General features: G+C 70.7%; 19 protein-coding genes. 11 read left to right on the top strand and 8 right to left on the bottom strand.

All coding sequences use genetic code 11. The annotated features are described in order from the left end of the window. Window positions 1-191 precede the first annotated feature (191 nt). From rpsB to KVF89_RS08035, 8 genes are all read left to right on the top strand, one after another. The gene (rpsB, locus tag KVF89_RS08070) at window positions 192-1208 is read left to right on the top strand and encodes a 30S ribosomal protein S2 (protein WP_257424757.1); all 1017 of its coding nucleotides are present in this window, start codon (window positions 192-194) and stop codon (window positions 1206-1208) included. A gap of 42 nt (window positions 1209-1250) precedes the next feature. Then, window positions 1251-2060: a translation elongation factor Ts gene (gene tsf / locus KVF89_RS08065; RefSeq protein ID WP_257424751.1), complete on the top strand. Its 810-nt coding sequence runs from the start codon at window positions 1251-1253 to the stop codon at window positions 2058-2060. A 175-nt stretch (window positions 2061-2235) separates the two neighbouring features. Further along, window positions 2236-3447: an SPFH domain-containing protein gene (locus KVF89_RS08060; RefSeq protein ID WP_257424749.1), complete on the top strand. Its 1212-nt coding sequence runs from the start codon at window positions 2236-2238 to the stop codon at window positions 3445-3447. A 1-nt stretch (window position 3448) separates the two neighbouring features. Further along, the gene (locus KVF89_RS08055; RefSeq protein ID WP_257424745.1) at window positions 3449-4705 is read left to right on the top strand and encodes a TFIIB-type zinc ribbon-containing protein; all 1257 of its coding nucleotides are present in this window, start codon (window positions 3449-3451) and stop codon (window positions 4703-4705) included. Window positions 4706-4772: 67 nt separating this feature from the next. After that, entirely contained in the window at window positions 4773-5057 is a 285-nt protein-coding gene (locus tag KVF89_RS08050; protein ID WP_257424744.1) for a hypothetical protein, read from the top strand. A 68-nt stretch (window positions 5058-5125) separates the two neighbouring features. Then, entirely contained in the window at window positions 5126-5839 is a 714-nt protein-coding gene (gene pyrH / locus KVF89_RS08045) for a UMP kinase (protein WP_257424742.1), read from the top strand. A 27-nt stretch (window positions 5840-5866) separates the two neighbouring features. Further along, a complete protein-coding gene (frr, locus tag KVF89_RS08040; RefSeq protein ID WP_257425253.1) occupies window positions 5867-6421 on the top strand; it encodes a ribosome recycling factor in 555 nt (184 codons plus the stop codon). A 22-nt stretch (window positions 6422-6443) separates the two neighbouring features. After that, window positions 6444-7319 carry a phosphatidate cytidylyltransferase gene (locus tag KVF89_RS08035; protein WP_257424740.1) on the top strand — a complete coding sequence of 292 codons (876 nt, stop codon included), beginning with the start codon at window positions 6444-6446 and terminating at the stop codon, window positions 7317-7319. Window positions 7320-7331: 12 nt separating this feature from the next. Here KVF89_RS08035 and KVF89_RS30385 read toward each other — a convergent pair whose 3' ends face one another. From KVF89_RS30385 to KVF89_RS08020, 3 genes are read right to left on the bottom strand one after another with little or no spacing between them, the layout of a single operon-like run. After that, window positions 7332-8135 (bottom strand): tryptophan 2,3-dioxygenase, encoded by an 804-nt coding sequence (locus tag KVF89_RS30385; RefSeq protein WP_257424738.1) that lies wholly within the window; start codon window positions 8133-8135, stop codon window positions 7332-7334. A 10-nt stretch (window positions 8136-8145) separates the two neighbouring features. Continuing rightward, on the bottom strand, window positions 8146-9420 hold the full coding sequence (locus KVF89_RS08025; protein ID WP_257424737.1) for an RNA polymerase sigma factor: 1275 nt from the start codon (window positions 9418-9420) through the stop codon (window positions 8146-8148). Further along, window positions 9417-9845, bottom strand: a complete 429-nt coding sequence (locus tag KVF89_RS08020) for a YciI family protein (RefSeq protein ID WP_257424735.1) — start codon at window positions 9843-9845, stop codon at window positions 9417-9419. The genes KVF89_RS08025 and KVF89_RS08020 overlap by 4 nt, the downstream gene beginning before the upstream one ends. 170 nt (window positions 9846-10015) lie before the next feature. On the opposite strand from KVF89_RS08020, the gene KVF89_RS08015 reads away from it, so the two are divergent. Continuing rightward, window positions 10016-10387: a hypothetical protein gene (locus KVF89_RS08015; RefSeq protein WP_257424730.1), complete on the top strand. Its 372-nt coding sequence runs from the start codon at window positions 10016-10018 to the stop codon at window positions 10385-10387. Window positions 10388-10463: 76 nt separating this feature from the next. Beyond that, a complete protein-coding gene (gene rlmN, locus KVF89_RS08010) occupies window positions 10464-11609 on the top strand; it encodes a dual-specificity RNA methyltransferase RlmN (protein WP_257424726.1) in 1146 nt (381 codons plus the stop codon). A gap of 51 nt (window positions 11610-11660) precedes the next feature. Here rlmN and KVF89_RS08005 read toward each other — a convergent pair whose 3' ends face one another. After that, window positions 11661-12710 carry a YeiH family protein gene (locus KVF89_RS08005; protein WP_257424725.1) on the bottom strand — a complete coding sequence of 350 codons (1050 nt, stop codon included), beginning with the start codon at window positions 12708-12710 and terminating at the stop codon, window positions 11661-11663. A 107-nt stretch (window positions 12711-12817) separates the two neighbouring features. Here KVF89_RS08005 and KVF89_RS08000 point away from each other — a divergent pair, with 107 nt between their 5' ends. Further along, window positions 12818-13729 (top strand): LysR family transcriptional regulator, encoded by a 912-nt coding sequence (locus KVF89_RS08000; RefSeq protein ID WP_257424724.1) that lies wholly within the window; start codon window positions 12818-12820, stop codon window positions 13727-13729. Between the two features lie 24 nt (window positions 13730-13753). On the opposite strand, the gene KVF89_RS07995 is transcribed toward KVF89_RS08000, so the two are convergent. The 4 genes from KVF89_RS07995 to KVF89_RS07980 form a co-directional block, all read right to left on the bottom strand. Further along, window positions 13754-14080, bottom strand: a complete 327-nt coding sequence (locus KVF89_RS07995) for a carboxymuconolactone decarboxylase family protein (RefSeq protein WP_257424723.1) — start codon at window positions 14078-14080, stop codon at window positions 13754-13756. Between the two features lie 112 nt (window positions 14081-14192). After that, complete coding sequence (locus KVF89_RS07990) at window positions 14193-15659, bottom strand: NAD-dependent succinate-semialdehyde dehydrogenase (protein WP_257424721.1); 1467 nt, start codon at window positions 15657-15659, stop codon at window positions 14193-14195. Then, window positions 15656-17095 carry an FAD-binding oxidoreductase gene (locus tag KVF89_RS07985; protein WP_257424719.1) on the bottom strand — a complete coding sequence of 480 codons (1440 nt, stop codon included), beginning with the start codon at window positions 17093-17095 and terminating at the stop codon, window positions 15656-15658. The genes KVF89_RS07990 and KVF89_RS07985 overlap by 4 nt, the downstream gene beginning before the upstream one ends. 105 nt (window positions 17096-17200) lie before the next feature. After that, entirely contained in the window at window positions 17201-18265 is a 1065-nt protein-coding gene (locus KVF89_RS07980) for an ABC transporter substrate-binding protein (protein WP_257424716.1), read from the bottom strand. Between the last annotated feature and the right edge of the window lie 188 nt (window positions 18266-18453).

Genomic DNA, 18453 nt, shown 5'->3' with positions numbered 1-18453 from the left:
CGCTGAGAGGCACCGGTCCGCCCTGGACCGGAATTCGCTCGTCCGCAGACCACGACGTGGCATCCCTCTCCGCGAGAAGGTGCCGCGGTCGCCCGTGGGCGTCGATCCTCAGTCCGCACGACCTCCGGGTCGGCGGTCGGATCGCGTGCAGACGACAGGCCCCAACTGAAACAAGTGAAACAGGAGAAATCATGGCTGTCGTGACCATGCGCCAGCTCCTCGAGAGCGGCGTCCACTTCGGACACCAGACCCGTCGTTGGAACCCGAAGATGAAGCGATTCATCCTCACGGACCGCAACGGCATCTACATCATCGACCTGCAGCAGTCGCTGGCCTACATCGACCGCAGCTACGCCTTCGTCAAGGAGACCGTGGCCAAGGGCGGCACGATCATGTTCATCGGCACCAAGAAGCAGGCCCAGGAGTCGATCGCCGAGCAGGCGACCCGCGTCGGGATGCCCTACGTCAACCAGCGCTGGCTGGGCGGCATGCTCACCAACTTCGCGACCATGAACCAGCGGATCAACCGCCTCAAGGAGCTCGACGACGTCGACTTCGACGACGTGGCCGGCTCCAACCGCACCAAGAAGGAGCTCCTGCAGATGAAGCGGGAGCACGCCAAGCTCGAGAAGACCCTGGGCGGCATCCGCGAGATGTCCCGGGTCCCGTCGGCGGTGTGGATCGTCGACACCAACAAGGAGCACCTGGCGGTCGAGGAGGCGCGCAAGCTGCGCATCCCGATCATCGCGATCCTCGACTCCAACTGCGACCCGGACGACGTCGACTTCCCGATCCCGGGCAACGACGACGCCATCCGTGCGGTGGGCCTGCTGACCCGCGTCATCGCCGACGCCGCGGCCGACGGCCTCATGTCCCGCTCCGGTGCCGGCTCCTCCGCGAGCCCGGCCGCCGAGGAGCCCCTCGCCGCGTGGGAGCGCGAGCTGCTCGAGGGTGACGCCGCCGCTGCTCCGGCCGCCGCGGCCGACGCTCCGGCCGAGGCTGCTCCCGAGGCTGCTGTCGAGGAGGCGCCTGCCGCCGAGGCTGCTGTCGAGGAGGCGCCTGCCGCCGAGGCTGCTGTCGAGGAGGCCCCCGCGGCTGAGGCTGCTGTCGAGGAGGCCCCCGCGGCTGAGGTTGCTGTCGAGGAGGCCCCCGCGGCCGAGGTCGCCGCCGAGGAGGCCCCCGCGGCCGACGCTCCGGCCGAGGCCTGAGCCACTCCACCTCCACCCTTTCGAGAAAGCGAACGAGGATCCATGGCATTCACTGCTGCTGACGTCAAGAAGCTCCGCGAGCTGACCGGCGCCGGAATGATGGACTGCAAGAAGGCGCTCGACGAGACCGACGGCGACTTCGACAAGGCCGTCGAGCTGCTCCGCGTCAAGGGTGCCGCCAAGGCGGCCGCCCGCGGCGCCGAGCGTGAGGCATCCGCCGGCCTGGTGGCCAACGCGGGTGGCGCGCTCATCGAGCTGAAGTCCGAGACCGACTTCGTCGCCAAGAACGAGGAGTTCATCAAGGCGGCGCAGCAGATCGCCGAGGCGGTCGCCGCGGGCGAGGCGACCGACACGGAGGCCGCCAAGGCGCTGCCGCTGGGCGACAGCACTGTGGGCCAGGTCGTCGAGAACCTCGCCATCACGATCGGTGAGAAGATCGAGCTCGGCAACGTCGCGTACTTCGACGGCCCGGTCGCGGTCTACCTGCACAAGCGTGCGGCCGACCTGCCGCCCGCCGTCGGCGTGCTCGTCGCGTACGACGGCGACGAGGCCGCCGCCCGCGGCGCGGCCATGCAGGTGGCCGCCCTCAAGGCGCAGTACCTCACCCGTGACGAGGTCCCCGCGGACATCGTCGCCGCCGAGAAGGACGTCCTGACCAAGAAGACGATCGAGGAGGGCAAGCCCGAGGCTGCCGTCGCCAAGATCGTCGAGGGTCGTCTGGGCGGCTTCTTCAAGGAGCTCGTCCTGCTCGAGCAGGAGTCGGTCTCGGAGTCGAAGAAGACGGTCAAGGCCGTCCTCGACGCCGCGAACACGACGGTGAAGCGGTTCGCCCGCTTCGAGGTCGGCGCGTAGCCGATCTCACCTGACGGCCGGTGGTCACCCCAGGGTGGCCACCGGCCGTCGGCATTTCCGCCCCGGGTCCGCACGGCCACGGGGTAGGTTTGTCGCGCCCGGCCATCGGACATGTGTCGGCCCTGCGTCCCGCGCTCGCGGGCGCACTTCGGTGTCAGGTGAAGGAGATCGGGAAATGGGACTCATTCAGGCTGCGATCGGCGCGATCGGCGGCACGCTCGCCGACCAGTGGGTCGACTTCTACGGCGTTCCGGACGGCGTCGGCTCGACGGTGGCGGTCTTCCCCGCCGTCGCCAAGGGACAGAACGCCGGCCGTGGCAGCAACACCCAGGGCTCCGAGGGCGTGATCACGAACGGCTCCAAGATCGTCGTGCCGGAGGGCTACGGCCTGGTTCTCCTCGAGGACGGTGCCTTCACCGGCTTCGCCGCCGAGCCGGGTGCCTACATCTGGAACTCCGACGACCCGGCCTCGCAGTCGATCTTCACCGGCGGCGGCCTCGTCGACTCGCTCATCAAGCAGAGCTGGGAGCGGTTCAAGTTCGGTGGTCGCCCGTCGGCCCAGCAGAACGCCGTCTTCGTGACGCTCAAGGAGCTGCCCAACAACAAGTTCGGCACCCAGTCGGAGATCTACTGGGACGACGCCTTCCTCAACACCCAGGTCGGCGCGATCACCCGCGGCACCTACACCCTGAAGATCACCGACCCGCTGACGTTCATCCGCAACTTCGTGCCTGCCGAGGTCATCAGCGGCCGGAAGCCCTTCGACTTCACCGACATGGACAACCCTGCCGGCGAGCAGCTGTTCAACGAGGTCGTCGGCTCGCTGGCACCGGCGTTCTCGATGTACACCAACGACCCCGCCAAGGGGAACCGGATCGCGCGGCTCCAGCAGGACTCGATCGGCTTCGCCCAGTCGCTGTCGGCGGCGGTCGAGCAGAACTACCAGTGGCGGACCGACCGCGGCCTGGAGATCGTCAAGACCGCGATCATCTCGATCGAGTACGACGCCAACACCCGTGAGCTGCTCAAGAACGTCCAGCGTGCCGACGCCCTGTCGGGCTCCCGCGGCAACTCGAACCTGCAGGCGTCGGTCGCGGCCGGCATCGAGTCGGCCGGCGAGAACGCCGGCCCGGGTGGCCTGATCGGGATGGGCATGGCGACCGGTGGCATGGGTCTCGGTGGTCTCCAGCAGCCTGTGCCGCCCGCCCAGGCGCCCGCCGCCCCGGCTGCCCCCGCCGCCCCTGCGGCTCCCGCCCCGGCTGCCGCGGCCGAGCCCGCCGCGGAGGACCCGATGGCCGTGCTCAAGCGGGCCAAGGAGATGCTCGACGCCGGCCTGATCACCCAGGCCGACTACGACGCGGCGAAGGCGAAGGCGCTCGGTCTCTGACATGTCCCAGGAGTCCGCTGAGCCGCAGCAGCCCACCTTCGACGGGCCACCGCTGTCCCTGGAGGAGGAGCTGGCCGCGGCCAAGGCCGAGCCGGAGCCCAAGCCGAGCATCGAGACGGTCAACGAGTCCCTCAAGGACGGACTCAACCGGTGCCCGAAGTGTGGCTCGACCGACGTCCGGCTGCGCGGCTCGACGGGCATGCTGGTGTGCCTGTTCTGCCGCAACGAGTGGCAGGAGGCGCGGGTCGAGGAGGAGTTCGGCCTCGGCGAGGGCATCGACCAGCTCGAGGGCACGGTCATCGCGAGTGGGGCGGGTGACATCGCGGCCGACGCGGCCGACCAGCTCACCTTCAAGTGCGAGGCGTGCGGTGCAGAGGTCGTCGTCGACACGGCCCATGCGCTCAACGCGCGCTGCCACTGGTGCCGGCACACCCTCAACGTCAACCAGCAGATCCCCAACGGCGCCGTACCCGACGCGGTCCTGCCGTTCCGGTTGACCAAGGACGAGGCCGTCGAGAAGATCCGCGAGTTCGCCTCCAAGCGACGGCTCTTCGCGCACAAGCGGTTCAAGAAGGAGTTCGTGCCGGAGAACGTGCTCGGCGTCTATCTGCCCTACCTGGTGATCGACGCCCGCGCGGAGTCCCAGTACTGGGGCAAGGGCGAGGTCCAGACCCGGCGCTGGACGGAGAAGCAGGGCGACAACAACGTCACCTACTACGCCGCCGACGTCTACCGACTGTCCCGGCAGGTCTCCTTCACCGTCGACGACCTGACCGTGGAGGGCTCCTCGGAGCGCGCCCAGATCGGACCGGCGAACACCAACAACATCATCAACACCATCCTCCCGTTCGACACCAAGAACGCGGTCAAGTGGAACGCCAGCTACCTCGTGGGCTTCACCAGCGAGAAGCGCAACCTCAACGTCGAGGCGGTCAAGCCGCTCCTCGAGGACCAACTGCTCTCCATAGGCCGCTCGCAGGTGCGCGGGTCGCTGGGTCGCTTCGACCGCGGCGTGCGCTGGGAGCAGGAGCAGGTCGACGTCGGCGGCTCCCGCTGGGTGTCGATGTACCTCCCGGTCTGGCTGTACTCCTACCGCCAGGAGAGCAACGGGCTCCTCCACTACATCGCGGTCAACGCCCGGACGGGAGAGACCATGGGCAGCATCCCCGTGTCCCAGCCGAAGCTGCTGCTCGCGGCGTTCACGGTCGGCACCTTCCTCGAAGGCATCGCCGGCGCGATCCTGGTGGCGATGGCATGAACCACGCCACTCGTTTCTTCGCTCCTCCGCTTCCCTCCTCCGCGAACAGACGATCGGGGACCCCGGAATGAACCTCGACCTCATCACGGCGCTCATCGCGATGGCCTCCGACGACGGGGCCGTGTGGCTGCTCGCCGCAGGGCCCGCGGGCGGTGTCGCGACGTACTGGGCGTTCTACCGCTACTACCGCAACACCGACAAGTCCCACGAGTTCGAGCGCGACACCATCATCGAGGCCCAGCCGCCGCAGGGCGGCGAGGAGAAGGTCGACCACATCGCGAGGACGCGCAGCTCGGGCATCGACGGCGACAACGGGGACGACTACCGCAAGCGGGTGCAGCGGGTTCGTTGAGCGGGCGTCGACACGGTAGCCTCGGGTCCGCCTTGACGATGAGTGGACGAACGACTGGAAGGACCCCGGTGGCCGGTTACAAGCGAGTCCTCCTGAAGCTCTCGGGTGAGGTGTTCGGTGGCGGCAAGGTCGGGGTCGACCCCGACGTCGTGCAGGCGGTCGCCCACGAGATCAAGGCGGTCGTGGACGCCGGCGTGCAGATCGCGGTCGTCACCGGTGGAGGCAACTTCTTCCGCGGTGCCGAGCTCCAGCAGCGCGGCATGGACCGCGTCCGCGCGGACTACATGGGCATGCTCGGCATCGTCATGAACTGTCTCGCCCTCCAGGACTTCCTGGAGAAGCAGGGCGTCGAGACGCGCGTGCAGACGGCCATCACCATGGGCCAGGTCGCCGAGCCCTACATCCCGCGCCGCGCGATCCGGCACATGGAGAAGGGCCGCGTCGTGATCTTCGGCGCCGGCATGGGCATGCCCTACTTCTCCACCGACACCGTCGCGGTGCAGCGGGCGCTCGAGAGCCGGTGCGATGTCGTCCTGGTCGCCAAGAACGGCGTCGACGGCGTCTACAGCGCCGACCCGAACGTCGACCCGACCGCGACGAAGTACGACGAGCTGACCTACGACCAGGCGATCGCCGAGGGTCTGCGGATCATGGACCAGACGGCGTTCGCGCTGTGCGGCGAGAACAAGCTGCCGATGATCGTCTTCGGCATGGAGCCCGAGGGCAACATCCTGCGCGTCGTGCAGGGTGAGAGGATCGGTACGCGGGTCAGCGCGGGCTGAACAGCAGCGAACGAAGGAGAACCGGTGATCAACGAGACCCTCAACGAGGCCGACCAGAAGATGGGCAAGTCGGTCGACGCGACCCGTGAGGAGTTCGCGGCGATCCGGGCCGGTCGGGCGCACCCGAGCATGTTCAGCAAGATCATGGTCGAGTACTACGGCACCCCGACGCCGATTCAGCAGCTCGCCTCGTTCACGGCTCCCGAGCCGCGCATCATCATCGTGGCGCCGTTCGACGTGGGCGCGATCGGCAATGTCGAGCGGGCGATCCGGGACTCCGACCTGGGCATCAACCCGTCCAGCGACGGCAAGCAGCTGCGCTGCGTCTTCCCCGAGCTGACCGAGGAGCGCCGCAAGGAGTTCATCAAGCTCGCCAAGGAGAAGGCCGAGGGCGGCAAGGTCGCCGTGCGCCAGGTCCGCCAGAAGGCCAAGCAGAGCCTCGAGAAGCTCGAGAAGGACGGCGAGGTCGGCAAGGACGACGTCACCGGTGCCGAGAAGCGCCTCGACGGCCTGACCAAGAAGCACACCGAGGCGATCGACGAGCTGCTCAAGAACAAGGAAGCCGAGCTGCTCGAGGTCTGACCTCGATCCGCTCCCACACCCGATGTCCTCGACGTCCGACGACGCTGCCCCCGCGAAGGACCACGGTCGCGCCGGTCGCGACCTGAAGGCGGCGGTCGGCTCGGCGGTCGTGCTCCTGAGCGCGATCGCGGTCTCGCTGCTGTTCTGGAAGCCGGCGTTCATGGTGATCGTCGCGATCGCCGTGGTCGTGGCGATGTGGGAGTTGCGCAAGGGCCTGCTCGCCAAGGACATCGACCTGCCCGAGCAGCCGCTGATGGTCGGCGGCGTCGTCATGGTGGTGGTCGCCTATCTGTGGGGCTCGGCGGCCCTGGTGACCGCGACCGCCGTGAGCGCGCTGGTGATCATGCTCTGGCTGCTCCGCCGCGGCATCGACGGCTACGTCAAGAACGCCACGGCCTCCGTCTTCGCGCTCGTCTACGTGCCCTTCCTGGGCTCCTTCGTCGCACTCATGCTCGCCGAGGGCGGTCGCTCCGGTGGCGGCCTCGACGACCCGGGCGTGAAGGGCATCATCACCTTCATCCTGGTGACGATCGCCTCCGACATCGGCGGGTACGTCGCGGGCGTGCTGTTCGGCAAGCATCCGATGGCGCCGGTCATCTCGCCCAAGAAGTCCTGGGAGGGCTTCGCCGGCTCGGCGCTGGCCACGGTGGGCGCGGGCGTCGCGCTGGTGGTCTGGCTGCTCGACGGCGACTGGTGGATCGGCGTCGCCCTCGGCCTGATCGCGGTCGTCATGGCCACGCTCGGCGACCTGTGCGAGTCGGTCATGAAGCGTGACCTCGGCATCAAGGACATGAGCCAGGTGATCCCGGGCCACGGCGGCCTGATGGACCGCCTCGACTCGCTGCTCGCCACGATCGCCCCGATCTGGCTGCTACTGCACTACGGCATCTTCACCTGACGCAGCACCGGCTCACATCTCGCTGCGGATCGCCCACAGGTCGGGGAACAGCGACCGCGTGACGGTGCTCCACAGGTAGGTGGCGCCCGAGGAGCCGCCGGTCCCGGGCTTGGCGCCGATGGTGCGCTCGACCATCTTCACGTGGCGGTAGCGCCACTCCTGGAGTCCCTCGTCGAGGTCGACCAGCCGCTCGGCGACCTGCGCGGCACCGCCGTCGTCGTCGTACGCCGCCAGCAGCAGGCGTTGCACGTCCGCGGAGGGCTCCCACGCGACGGTCAGGTCGCGGTCGAGCGCGGCCCGCGAGACGTCGTAGCCCTGGGTGACTAGGTAGCGCAGGAACGAGTCGAACACCGACCGGCGCGACATCGCGGCGGCGATCCGCTCCCGCTCGTCGCTGCCGGCCGGGTAGTGCTCGAACACGCGGGGGTCGCGGCGGCCCAGGGTCGCCTCCAGCTCGCGGAACTGCGCCGACTGGAAGCCGCTGGAGGCGTCGAGGCGGCCGCGGAAGCTGGTGAACTGGCGCGGGGTCATCGTCTCCAGCACGTCGACCTGCGCGACGTTGACCTTGAGGATCGTCAGCACCCGCCCGAGCGTGTGCAGCGCGCGCGGGGTGTCGCCTGCCTCGAGCCGCTGCTGGAGCCCGGCGAGCTCGTGCAGCATCTGCTTGAACCACAGCTCGTAGACCTGGTGGATCACGATGAAGAGCAGCTCGTCGTGCTCGTCCGAGCGGGGGTGCTGCGCCGCGAGGACCTCATCGAGGGCGAGGTAGCTGCTGTAGGTGAGGGACGGGTGCTGTCCCGGCGTCTGCTCGGTCACCGGCCTACTGTCACAGGTCGGCCAGCTTTCCTGCCAGCACCACGCGCTCGGACTCGTTCCCGCACAGGTCCAGGGCGAGCCGCAGCTCGGTCCGGGCGTCCTCGGTCCGGCCCAGCCGGCGCAGCAGCTCGCCACGCACGCCGGGCAGCATCGGGGAGCCGGCGAACGCGCCCTGCGCCGCCAGCTCGTCGACCACGGGGAGTGCGGCGGCCGGTCCGGAGGCCATCGAGACGGCCACCGCGCGGTTGAGCTCGACGACAGGCGAGGGTGCGATCCGGCCGAGCGCCTCGTAGAGCGACACGATCCGGTCCCAGTCCGTCGCCGCCACCGAGGCCGCGCGGGCGTGACAGGCGGCGATGGCGGCCTGGATGCCGTAGGCGCCCAGGCCCTGACCGACCCGCTCGGCCCGGTCCAGGGCGGCCAGGCCCCGCCGGATCGCCGTCCGGTCCCAGCGCCGGCGGTCCTGGTCCTCCAGCAGCACCGGCCGACCGGCGGGGGTCGTCCGCGCGGGGAACCGGGCAGCGGTGAGCTCGAGCAGGGCGAGCAGTCCGTGCGCCTCGGGCTCGTCGGGCACCAGCCGGGTCAGCACCCGTGCCATCCGGATCGCCTCCCGGGCCAGGTCGGCCCGGATCCAGGCGTCGCCCGAGGTCGCTGAGGAGCCCTCGGTGAAGACGACGTACACGACGCCGAGGACCGCCCGCAGCCGGTCGCGCCACTCCTGGGGAGGGGGCACGACGAATGCGACCCGGGCGGCCGCCAACGTCTTCTTGGCGCGGGTGATCCGCGCCTGCACGGTCGCCGTCGGCACGAGGAAGGCACGGGCGATCTCGTCGCTGGTCAGGCCGCCGACGGTGCGCAGGGTCAGCGCGACCTGGGACTCGGGGGAGAGGGTGGGGTGGCAGGCGATGAAGACGAGGGCGAGCAGGTCGTCGTCGATGTGCCCGGGGTCGGCGAGCAGGTCGAGGTCGCCGTCGTCGGCCGCGGACGCGCGGGATGCCAGGTCGCGGCCGAGGACGGCGTACCGCTCGTCGCGGGCGGCCCGGCGCCGGAACCCGTCGATGGCCCGGCGCCGGCCCACGGTGAGCAGCCAGCCGGCCGGGTTCGCCGGGACGCCGTCGCGGGGCCATGCGACGAGCGCCTCGGCGAACGCCTCCTGGGCGAGGTCCTCGGCCACGGTGAAGTCGCCGGTGTACCGGGCCAGCGCGCCGACGATCCGTGCGGACTCGATCCGCCACACGGCCTCGACGGCGCGCCGACCCTCGGCACCCCGGGACGCCTCGGTCACAGCTGGCCGGTCGCCTCGCGCCAGGCCCGCTCCTTCTGGATCCACACGTTGTCCTGCGGGAACTCGTCGATCGAGCTGATCCGGCGGATCTCGGCCTTCATGCCGGGGCCGGCGAGCGGGGCCCGCCTGGCCCACGCGGTGGCCTCCTCCAGCGACGCCACGTCGACGATCCAGTACCCGCCGAACAGCTCCTTGGTCTCGCCGTACGGCCCGTCGGTCACGACCGGCGGCTGGCTGGAGTAGTCGACGACCACCCCGGTGGCCGGGTCGGGGTCGAGGCCCTCGGCGGCGACGAGGACACCGGCCTGGACCATCTCGTCGTTGAACCGGCCCATCGACTCCATGATCTCCTCGAAGGGGATGTCGCTGTCGGCGAAGGCCGCCTCGGCCTCGTCGGTGGACCGCATGATGAGCATGTACTTCATGATGTTCTCCGTCGTTGTCGGGGGTCGCGTCTCGACCCTTCCATCCCTCGGTCGATCGGGGAACCGGGAGATCGACATCGCCGCCGGACTTTCTCTCGCCGCCGGTCCCGGCACCCCGATGACCGGCTGATATCGGCTCATTGGTATCCGGCCGCTACGATCGCCCGGACATGACTGAGGCAGGCGAGGGCCGCGTGAGCGGCGAGGTGGACGCACCGGACGAAAGGTCCCGGCGCCCCGACTGGTTCCACCGCGGGCACCCCGTGTTCTTCCCGCTCGCCGGATTCTTCACGGGCATGGTCGCGGTCATCGTCGTCCCCGGCCTGTACGCCGCCATCATCAAGTGGGTCGCGGGCTACAAGCGGGTCGAGGAGCTCTTCCCGTTCGTGCTGCTCATGTTCGTCGTCCCGATCGGCATGCTGGTGCCTCAGCACACGCGCCGGTTCGGCCGCTACATGCTGCTCGGCATGGTCGCCACCGTGCTCGTCGTCGTCGCGGTCGGCGTGGCGGTCGTGTGGTTCCTGCTCAACAAGGACGCCTGAGCCTGCTCCGGCACGTTCCTGGGCCGATTCCGGGGGATTGGGCCCCCGCGCCCCCGGGTGGGAGAATCGTCGGGACATGTCCGAGCAGCCCGCCGCGCAGCCGCGCCCGCTTCCCCTCGTCTTCACCGAGCCCCGGGGGCGCAAGAAGCCACCCCGGCACCTGGCGGACCTGAGCGAAGCGGAGCGCAAGGACCTGCTGGTCGAGATGGGGCTGCCCGGCTTCCGGGCCAAGCAGCTCGGGATGCACTACTTCGGCCGGTTGGTCCACGACCCTGCCGAGATGACGGACCTGCCCGCCGCCCAGCGCGCCGAGCTGGTCGGTGCCCTTCTCCCGGACCTGATGGACCCGATCCGGCAGCAGAGCGCCGACAAGGGCAAGACGGTCAAGACGCTGTGGAAGCTCTTCGACGGCTCGCTCGTCGAGTCGGTGCTGATGCGCTACAAGGACCGCGCCACGATCTGCATCTCGAGCCAGGCCGGCTGCGGCATGGCCTGCCCGTTCTGCGCGACCGGGCAGGGCGGCCTGCAGCGGAACATGTCGACCGCCGAGATCGTGCACCAGGTCGTCGTCGGCGCCCGCGCCATGGCCAGCGGCGACGTCGAGGGTGGACCGGGCCGGCTCTCCAATGTCGTCTTCATGGGCATGGGCGAGCCGCTCGCCAACTACAAGGCGACCGTGGGCGCCGTACGCCGTCTCACCGAGCCGGCCCCGTCCGGGCTCGGCCTGTCAGCCCGTCACGTGACGGTCTCGACCGTGGGTCTGGTGCCCCGGATGAGGCAGCTCGCCGATGAGGGCATCCCCGTCACGCTCGCGCTGTCCCTGCACGCGCCCGACGACGAGCTGCGCAACGACCTCGTGCCGATCAACACGCGCTTCTCCGTCGCCGAGACGGTCGACGCCGCCTACGAGTACTTCTCGAAGACCGGTCGCCGGGTCTCGATCGAGTACGCCCTGATGCGGGACATCAACGACCAGGGCTGGCGCGCCGACCTGCTCGCCGACGTGCTGTCCGCGGACGGCCGCGGCACGGGCTGGGTCCACGTCAACCCGATCCCGCTCAACGAGGTGCCGGGCTCACAGTTCACCCGGTCCCGCGAGGACGACATGGACGAGTTCGTCCGCCGCCTCGAGGCCAAGGGCATCGCAGCGACGATGCGGGACACGCGGGGCAGCGAGATCGACGCGGCCTGCGGGCAGCTCGCCGCCGCGCCTGTCGGCTGACACCGGCGCCGACAGGGACTGCCCAAACCCGGGCGATCGATCATCGGCTCTCTAGATCAGGAGAGCGACCAGGGTGAGTGCGACGGTGGCCGCGACCGCTGTGGAGATGGTGGCCAGGAGCAGGGCGCGGACAGGCGCCGGCCAGAGCTGACGGGCGATGATGCCTGTTCCCAGGCCGAACATCGCGGCGCTGAGCAGCAGCGTGGTGAGTGCGGCGGCGACGTCGAGAGCGTCCTGGGGCAGCACGCCGGTGGAGCGGATCGCCACCGCGGCCAGGAAGCCGACCAGGAACAGCGGGATGACCGGTCCGCGCCGGGTGCTCTCCGCGGAGCGACACATCCGCGCCGACACGACCTGCACGGGGGCCAGCAGGGTGACGCGTGCCAGCTTGACCGTCGTCGCCGCGGCGAGCACGGCGGCGCCGCCGGTGCCGATGAGTGAGCCGGCGGCGATCACCTGGGCGACCTCGTGGATGCTGGCCCCTGCCCAGATCGCGGTCTGGGCGTCGGTGAGGCCGAGGACGTGTCCGAGGGCCGGGACGGCGCCGATCATGATCGTTCCGAAGACCGTGACCAGCGTGACGGCCAGCGCCACGTTCTTCGGCGCGGCCTTGATCGACGACTCGACCGCGGCCACCGCGGCGGCGCCGCAGATCGAGAAGCCCGCGGCGATCAGGGTGACCAGGTCGCGCTCGAGGCCGAGGAGGCGTCCGGCGACCTGCGTGACGACGTACGTCGAGACGACCGTGGCGATGACGACCGCGACGCCGGCGGGACCGAGCGCGAGGATGTCGGTCACGGCGATCTTGAGGCCCAGGAGCACGATGCCGGAGCGGAGCAGGAGCTTGTCGAGGCGCGGCGCGGTGGCGACGACATGGCGACTGACACCCGGCGTGTTCGCGGCGACCACGCCGATGACCAGCGCGACCAGGAGTGGGCCGAGCAGCGGAACGGCCGTGCTGATCGCCAGCGCAACTCCCGCGACCGCGAGGGCCAGCAGCGCGCGACGGGCATGCGCGGCGCGGCCCTGGCGTGCCGACGTGGTGGCTGGTCCCGGACTCGGGATCGACGACGACGGCGACGGGGGCGGGGCGGTCCCCACGGGATGAGGATCGGTCTCGGTCTGGTGCGCGGCCACACCAGAAGGATGGTTCGCACGACAGGGTGTCGACTAGACGTCGACCCGGGGTCAGGTCATAGTCTCTGCTTATGAGCAAGGAGCTGGACCTCCAGGCGCTACGCCTCCTGGTCCTCCTCGAGGAGGAGGGCAGCCTCGGCGCGGCCGGCCGGCGTCTCGGCATCACACAACCCGCGGCCAGCACCACGCTGCGGGCGTTCGAGACGCGGTGGCAGCTGCGGGTCGCCGAGCGCACGCCTCGGGGCACGCGGCTGACACCTGACGGCGTCACGATCGCGGCGTGGGGCCGAGATGTGCTGCACCAGATCGACACCGTCCGCGGCGGCCTGCAGGCGCTGAGTGCGCGGCGGTCCCAGGGCGGGTCGGATCTCGGGGTCGCCGCCAGCCTGACGGTGGCTGAGTTCGTGCTGCCCCGCTGGATCGGGGAGCTGCGCGTCTTGATGCCGGAGGTGCACCTGCGCCTGCAGGTCCAGAATTCCGACCGCGTCGACGACCTGGTCCACTCGGGTGACTGCGCGATCGGGTTCGTGGAGTCGATGCGGGTCTCGCAGGATCTGGCCCGGCGTGTGGTCGGCACGGACCGGCTCGTGATCGTGGTGCCCGCCGTTCATCCCTGGGCGCGGCGCAGCACTCCGCTGACGCGGGAGCAGCTGCTCGCTGCGGAGTTCGTCGTGCGCGAGGAGGGGAGCGGTACCCGGAGCACCTTCGAGCGCGCTCTCGCCGCGCAGCCACGGATCGCGATGGTGGCCGCCTCGACGACGGCGATGGTCGGCGCGGCACTCGCCGGCGTGGGGCCCGCGGTGGTCACTCCCCACGCGGTCCGGGCGGGACTGGAGACCGGCGAGCTGGTCGAGGTGCGTCACGACCTCGACCTGGAGCGTCCGCTCACCGCGATCTGGCGGCGGGACCGTCCGCTGGACGGTCCCGCCGCCGCGTTGCTGCAGATCGTGTGTCGCGCGGCGGGCGGGACCAAGCCAGCCTGAGAATCACCCGGGCCGGCCTGGGGATCAGGCCTCGGCGTACTGCTTGAGCGCGAGCCAGCCGTGCGTCAGCGCGCCACCGGCGCGGAGCGCGGCGGCGACCATGACGGCCTCGGCGACCTCGGACTCCGACGCCCCGGCCTTCTTGGCCCCACCCGCGTGGGCTTCCATGCAGTAGGGGCACTGTGTGGTCGCGGCCACCGCGATCGCGATCAGCTCCTTGGTCTTGGCGTCGAGGGCGCCCTCGGTGCCGAACACGGCCTGGTCGAAGGCGGTGAACGCCTCGACCGCCGCCGGCGCGGCCCCCCGCAGGGTGCGGTGGTACGCCTTGTCGTCGGTGTCGTGGTAGTGCACGTGTCTCTCCTCAGTGAAAGGTGGGGCGGTTCGTGCCGGTCGGCACGAGGAGCGTCTGGGGGCCGCGACCGGCGCGTCCCGGCGGCCTCGACGACGGCCGGCACCGGCCCCGTCACAGGTCGGCCGCGATGTACTGGGATTCGAGGAACTCGTGGATGCCGGCGAAGCCACCCTCGCGGCCGATGCCGGACTCCTTCATCCCGCCGAACGGCGCTGCCGGGTCGGACAGCGTGCCGCGGTTGACCGCGACCATGCCGCTCTCGAGCCGGCGGGCGATCCTGATGCCCTGGCCCTGATCGGCGGAGACGACATAGGAGATGAGGCCGAAGGGCGTGTCGTTGGCCATCCGGACGGCCTCGTCGACGTGGTCGAACGGGATCAGTGGTGCCACGGGCCCGAAGATCTCGGTGCTGGTGAGGGTGTCGCCATGGTGGACGTCGTGGACGACGTACGGCGCCACGAACGCGCCGCCCGCGGGCGCGGCCTGGGTCCGGGCGACGCGCGCCCCCTCGGCCTCGGCGAGCTCGAGGAGGTCGTGGATCTTGCGCTGCTCTCGGGTGGATACCATCGAGCCGAGTTCGGTGGCGGGATCGGCGCCGGGGCCCACCCGGAGCCGGGCGAAGGCCGCGGTGAGGCGGCGGCCGAACTCGTCGGCGAGCGAGGCGTGGACGTAGAGCCGGTTGGCAGCGGTGCAGGCGCTGCCGCCGTTGCGCATCTTGGCGACCAGGGCGATCTCGACGGCCTGATCGACGTCGGCGTCCTCGAGCACGAGGAAGGGAGCATTGCCGCCGAGCTCCATCGAGACCCGCAGTGCCCGGTCGGCGGTGCTCGCCATCAGCGACTTGCCGACGGGCGTCGAGCCGGTGAAGGACAGCGTGGCGACGCGAGGGTCGGCCAGGATGGCGTCGGACACCGGCCCCGGCCGGGTCGTCGGCAGCACGTTGACCACGCCAGCCGGGAGGCCTGCCCGCTGGAGCAGGTCGCCGATCCACAGCGCGGTGAGCGGAGTCTCGGCGGCGGGCTTGAGGATGCAGGTGCAGCCGGCGGCGAGCGCCGGGGCGATCTTGCGGGTCGCCATCGCGGCGGGGAAGTTCCAGGGCGTGATCAGGTAGGCGACGCCGATCGGACGGTGGTCCACGATGATCGTCTTGTCACCACCGGGCGCGGTACGGAAGTCGCCTTGGACCCGCACCGCTTCCTCGGCGAACCAGCGGAAGAACTCGGCGGCGTAGACCACCTCGCCGAGGGCGTCGCGCCAGGCCTTGCCGTTCTCCCGGGCGATGAGCAGCGCGCCGGTCTCGGCCTCGGCGACCATGAGCTCGTGCGCACGCCGCAACACCTCGGCGCGCTCACGCGGCGAGCGGTCCGCCCACGGGCCGAAGGCGTCGTGCGCGGCCGCGACGGCAGCCTGAGCGTCGTCCTCGTGAGCGTCGGCCACGCGGGCGATCGGGCTGAGCGTGGCCGGGTCCTCGACGGTGAAGCGGTCCGTCGTGGGCTGCCAGTTCCCGCCGACGAGGAGGTCGAGGGGGGTGCGGGGGAGCGGGCCGGACACGGTGTCGGCGCAGGTGGTGAGGGTCACGTGGTGTCTCCGAGTGTTGTCGGACGGTCGCCGGACGGCAGCAGCGCACCCGGGTTGAGCAGCCCGAGCGGGTCGAGCGCGGTCTTCACGGCGTGGGAGACGTCCAGGACGTCCGCGCCGACCTGGGCCGCCAGGCTGCGGACCTTGGTGCGGCCCACGCCGTGCTCCCCGGTGACAGTGCCGCCGTACGCCGGCGCGAGCGCCATCAGGTCGTCGAAGGCCCGCCAGGCTCGGCCGCGCGCCGCGGCGTCGCCGGGCGGGTAGACGATTCCCGGATGCAGGTTGCCGTCGCCGGCGTGGGCGACGACGGGGATCTCCAGGTCGTGGCGCTCGCCGATCGCGGCGATCTCGGCGAGCACGTCGGGCAACCGGTCGACGGGCACGCAGATGTCCTCGGCCAGGAGCGTCCCGCGGGCCTCGACGGCATCGCCGGAGCTGCGTCGTGCGTCGACGAACATCAGCCCCTCGTCGGCGTCGTCGGTGCTGAGCACCTCCGTGCAGCCGGCCTGATGGCACAGCCGCTCGACGGCCGCGATCTCCTCGGCGCGGGCCCGGCCGGGGGCGTCGGACTGGACGATCAGCAGGGCGCCGGCGTCGCGGTCCAGGCCGCGGGGCGAGAAGTCCTCGACCGCGTTGATCGCGACCTGGTCCATCAGCTCGAGCATCGCCGGCCGGATGGTCCGTCCGATGCGGGTCACGGCCGTGCCGGCGGACACCAGGTCGGGGAAGGTCGCGACCAGGGTGGAGACGTCGCCCTGCCGCGGGACCAGGCGCAGCACGGCTCCGGTCACGACACCGAGAGTGCCCTCGCTGCCGACGAAGAGCTGGCGCAGGTTGAGGCCGGCGACATCCTTCATGGTCTCGCCGCCCAGCCTCAGCAGTCGCCCGTCGGCGAGGACGACCTCGAGGCCGAGGACGTAGTCAGCGGTGACGCCGTACTTGACGCAACACAGGCCGCCGGCGTTCGTGGCGATGTTCCCGCCGATGGTCGAGATCCGGAAGGAGCCGGGGTCCGGCGGGTACCAGAGCTCGTGGACAGCGGCGGCCTCCTTGACGGAGATGTTGAGGGCGCCGGGCTCGGCACGCGCGACCCGACGGTCGGGATCGATCTGGATCCCGGTCATCCGCTCGAGGCTCAGGACGAGGCAGCCGTCGACCGCGGTGGCGCCGCCGGACAGCGAGGTGCCCGCGCCTCGGGGGACGACCGGGATCCGGTGCTCGGTGGCCCAGCGCAGCGCGACCTGGACCTGCTCGGTGGTCTGGGCACGGACGACGGCGCGCGGATGCCCCGCGGGCAGATCCTCGAACCGGTCGTGGCGGTACTTCTCCACGCGCTCGGAGTCCATGACGACGACGCCCCCGGGCAATGTGCTGGCCAGCGCCTCGACCAGCGGGTCGGGGTCGGTATCGAGCCGAGCGGGTGCAGCGTTGGTCATCGGGGCCCTCCTGCGACAGGGGACGGATGTGCGAGAGGTCGGGACCGGGCGAACAGCGGGCGACGGCGGGTGGAGCACACCCGCCGCCGCCCGGCCGGTCGGGACTCAGTCCGCCGGGTTCTCCGCGAGGTACTCGCTCGCCCAGGTGGTGAGGTCGAGGTCCTTCATGGCCTCCTCGGTGACCGAGGTGTCGACGATGGTCTCGTAGTCGACATCGTCCTCGAGGATGTTGTACTTGCGCAGCCAGTCGTAGACGGTCTTGACCTCCTCCTCCGACAGCACGCCGGGGACACCGGTCTCAGCGCCGGGTGCCGCGCAGATCGAGAAGAAGTTCTGGTTCCAGTCGGCCTGGTCGGCCAGCTGCTGGTCGTACTTGTCGGCCGGCGGGGAGACGTTGGCGAAGACGTCCCAGTGGTCGGCAACGGCGCGCGCCGGGTCCTCGGCGGCCACCGCGCAGCCCTTGTAGAAGTTGCGCATGTAGGCCACCAGCTCGTCGTTCTTCTCCTCGAGCACCTCCTGCGTGGTGACCTGCAGCATCATGCCCGGAAGGTCGGACATCGCGGACTCGACCGGGGCCAGGGGCGTGTCGGTGAGGGCGGAGATGCTCTGCCACATGCCCTCCCAGCCGGCGATCGCGTCGACGGTGCCGGAGTTGAGGGCCTCCGCCATCGGTGCACCGACGCCGATCGGCAGGATCTTGACGTCCTTGTCGGGGACCAGGCCGGCCTCGTTGAGGGAGCCGCGGACCATCATGTCGGAGGCGGAGCCGAGGGCCATGACGCCGATCTTCTTGCCCTTCAGGTCGGCGGTGGCCTCGATGCCGCTGCCCTCCGGGGCGACCATGAGGTAGGCGGGGCCGTTGAGGAAGCCGATGATCCGCAGGTCCGGGTCGAGCTTGGCGGCCGCGTAGGCCGTCGGCGCCGAGCCCTGGGACATGTCGACCTTGCCGGCGCTCAGGAGCTGCAGGCCGGCGGCCGCGCTCTGGGCCACATCCCACTTCAGGGTGTAGCCGTCGGCCTTGTCCCAGCCTTCCTTGATCTGGATCGAGCCCCACGGAGCGCCGGAGGGGCCGTTGGACGGGTCGCCGTTCACTCCGCTGAGCGCGACGGTTCCGTCGGCGTTCTCCGCCTCGTCGTCGGAGCCGCAGGAGGCGAGGAACACACTGGCCACGGCGAGAGTCAGAGCTACGGCGGTGGTGCGGAGGCCGGTGCGGCGCAATCGCCGCAGCGGAGCGGATGCGAGTCGGGGATGAGTCATGGGCCTGTCCTTCTGTGAGGTGGGTGGGGACCCGAGAGGGGCGCCCGTGGGCGGGCAGGGGTGACCCACGAGGGGGCGTCGTCGAGGGCCGTCGACGCCCG

Origin of the sequence: Nocardioides carbamazepini, assembly GCF_024614185.1 — a bacterium.
Taxonomy (GTDB): Bacteria; Actinomycetota; Actinomycetes; order Propionibacteriales; family Nocardioidaceae; genus Nocardioides; species Nocardioides carbamazepini.
The sequence above is the reverse complement of the archived record's forward strand: the minus strand, read 5'-3'. Positions and strand labels throughout refer to the sequence as shown.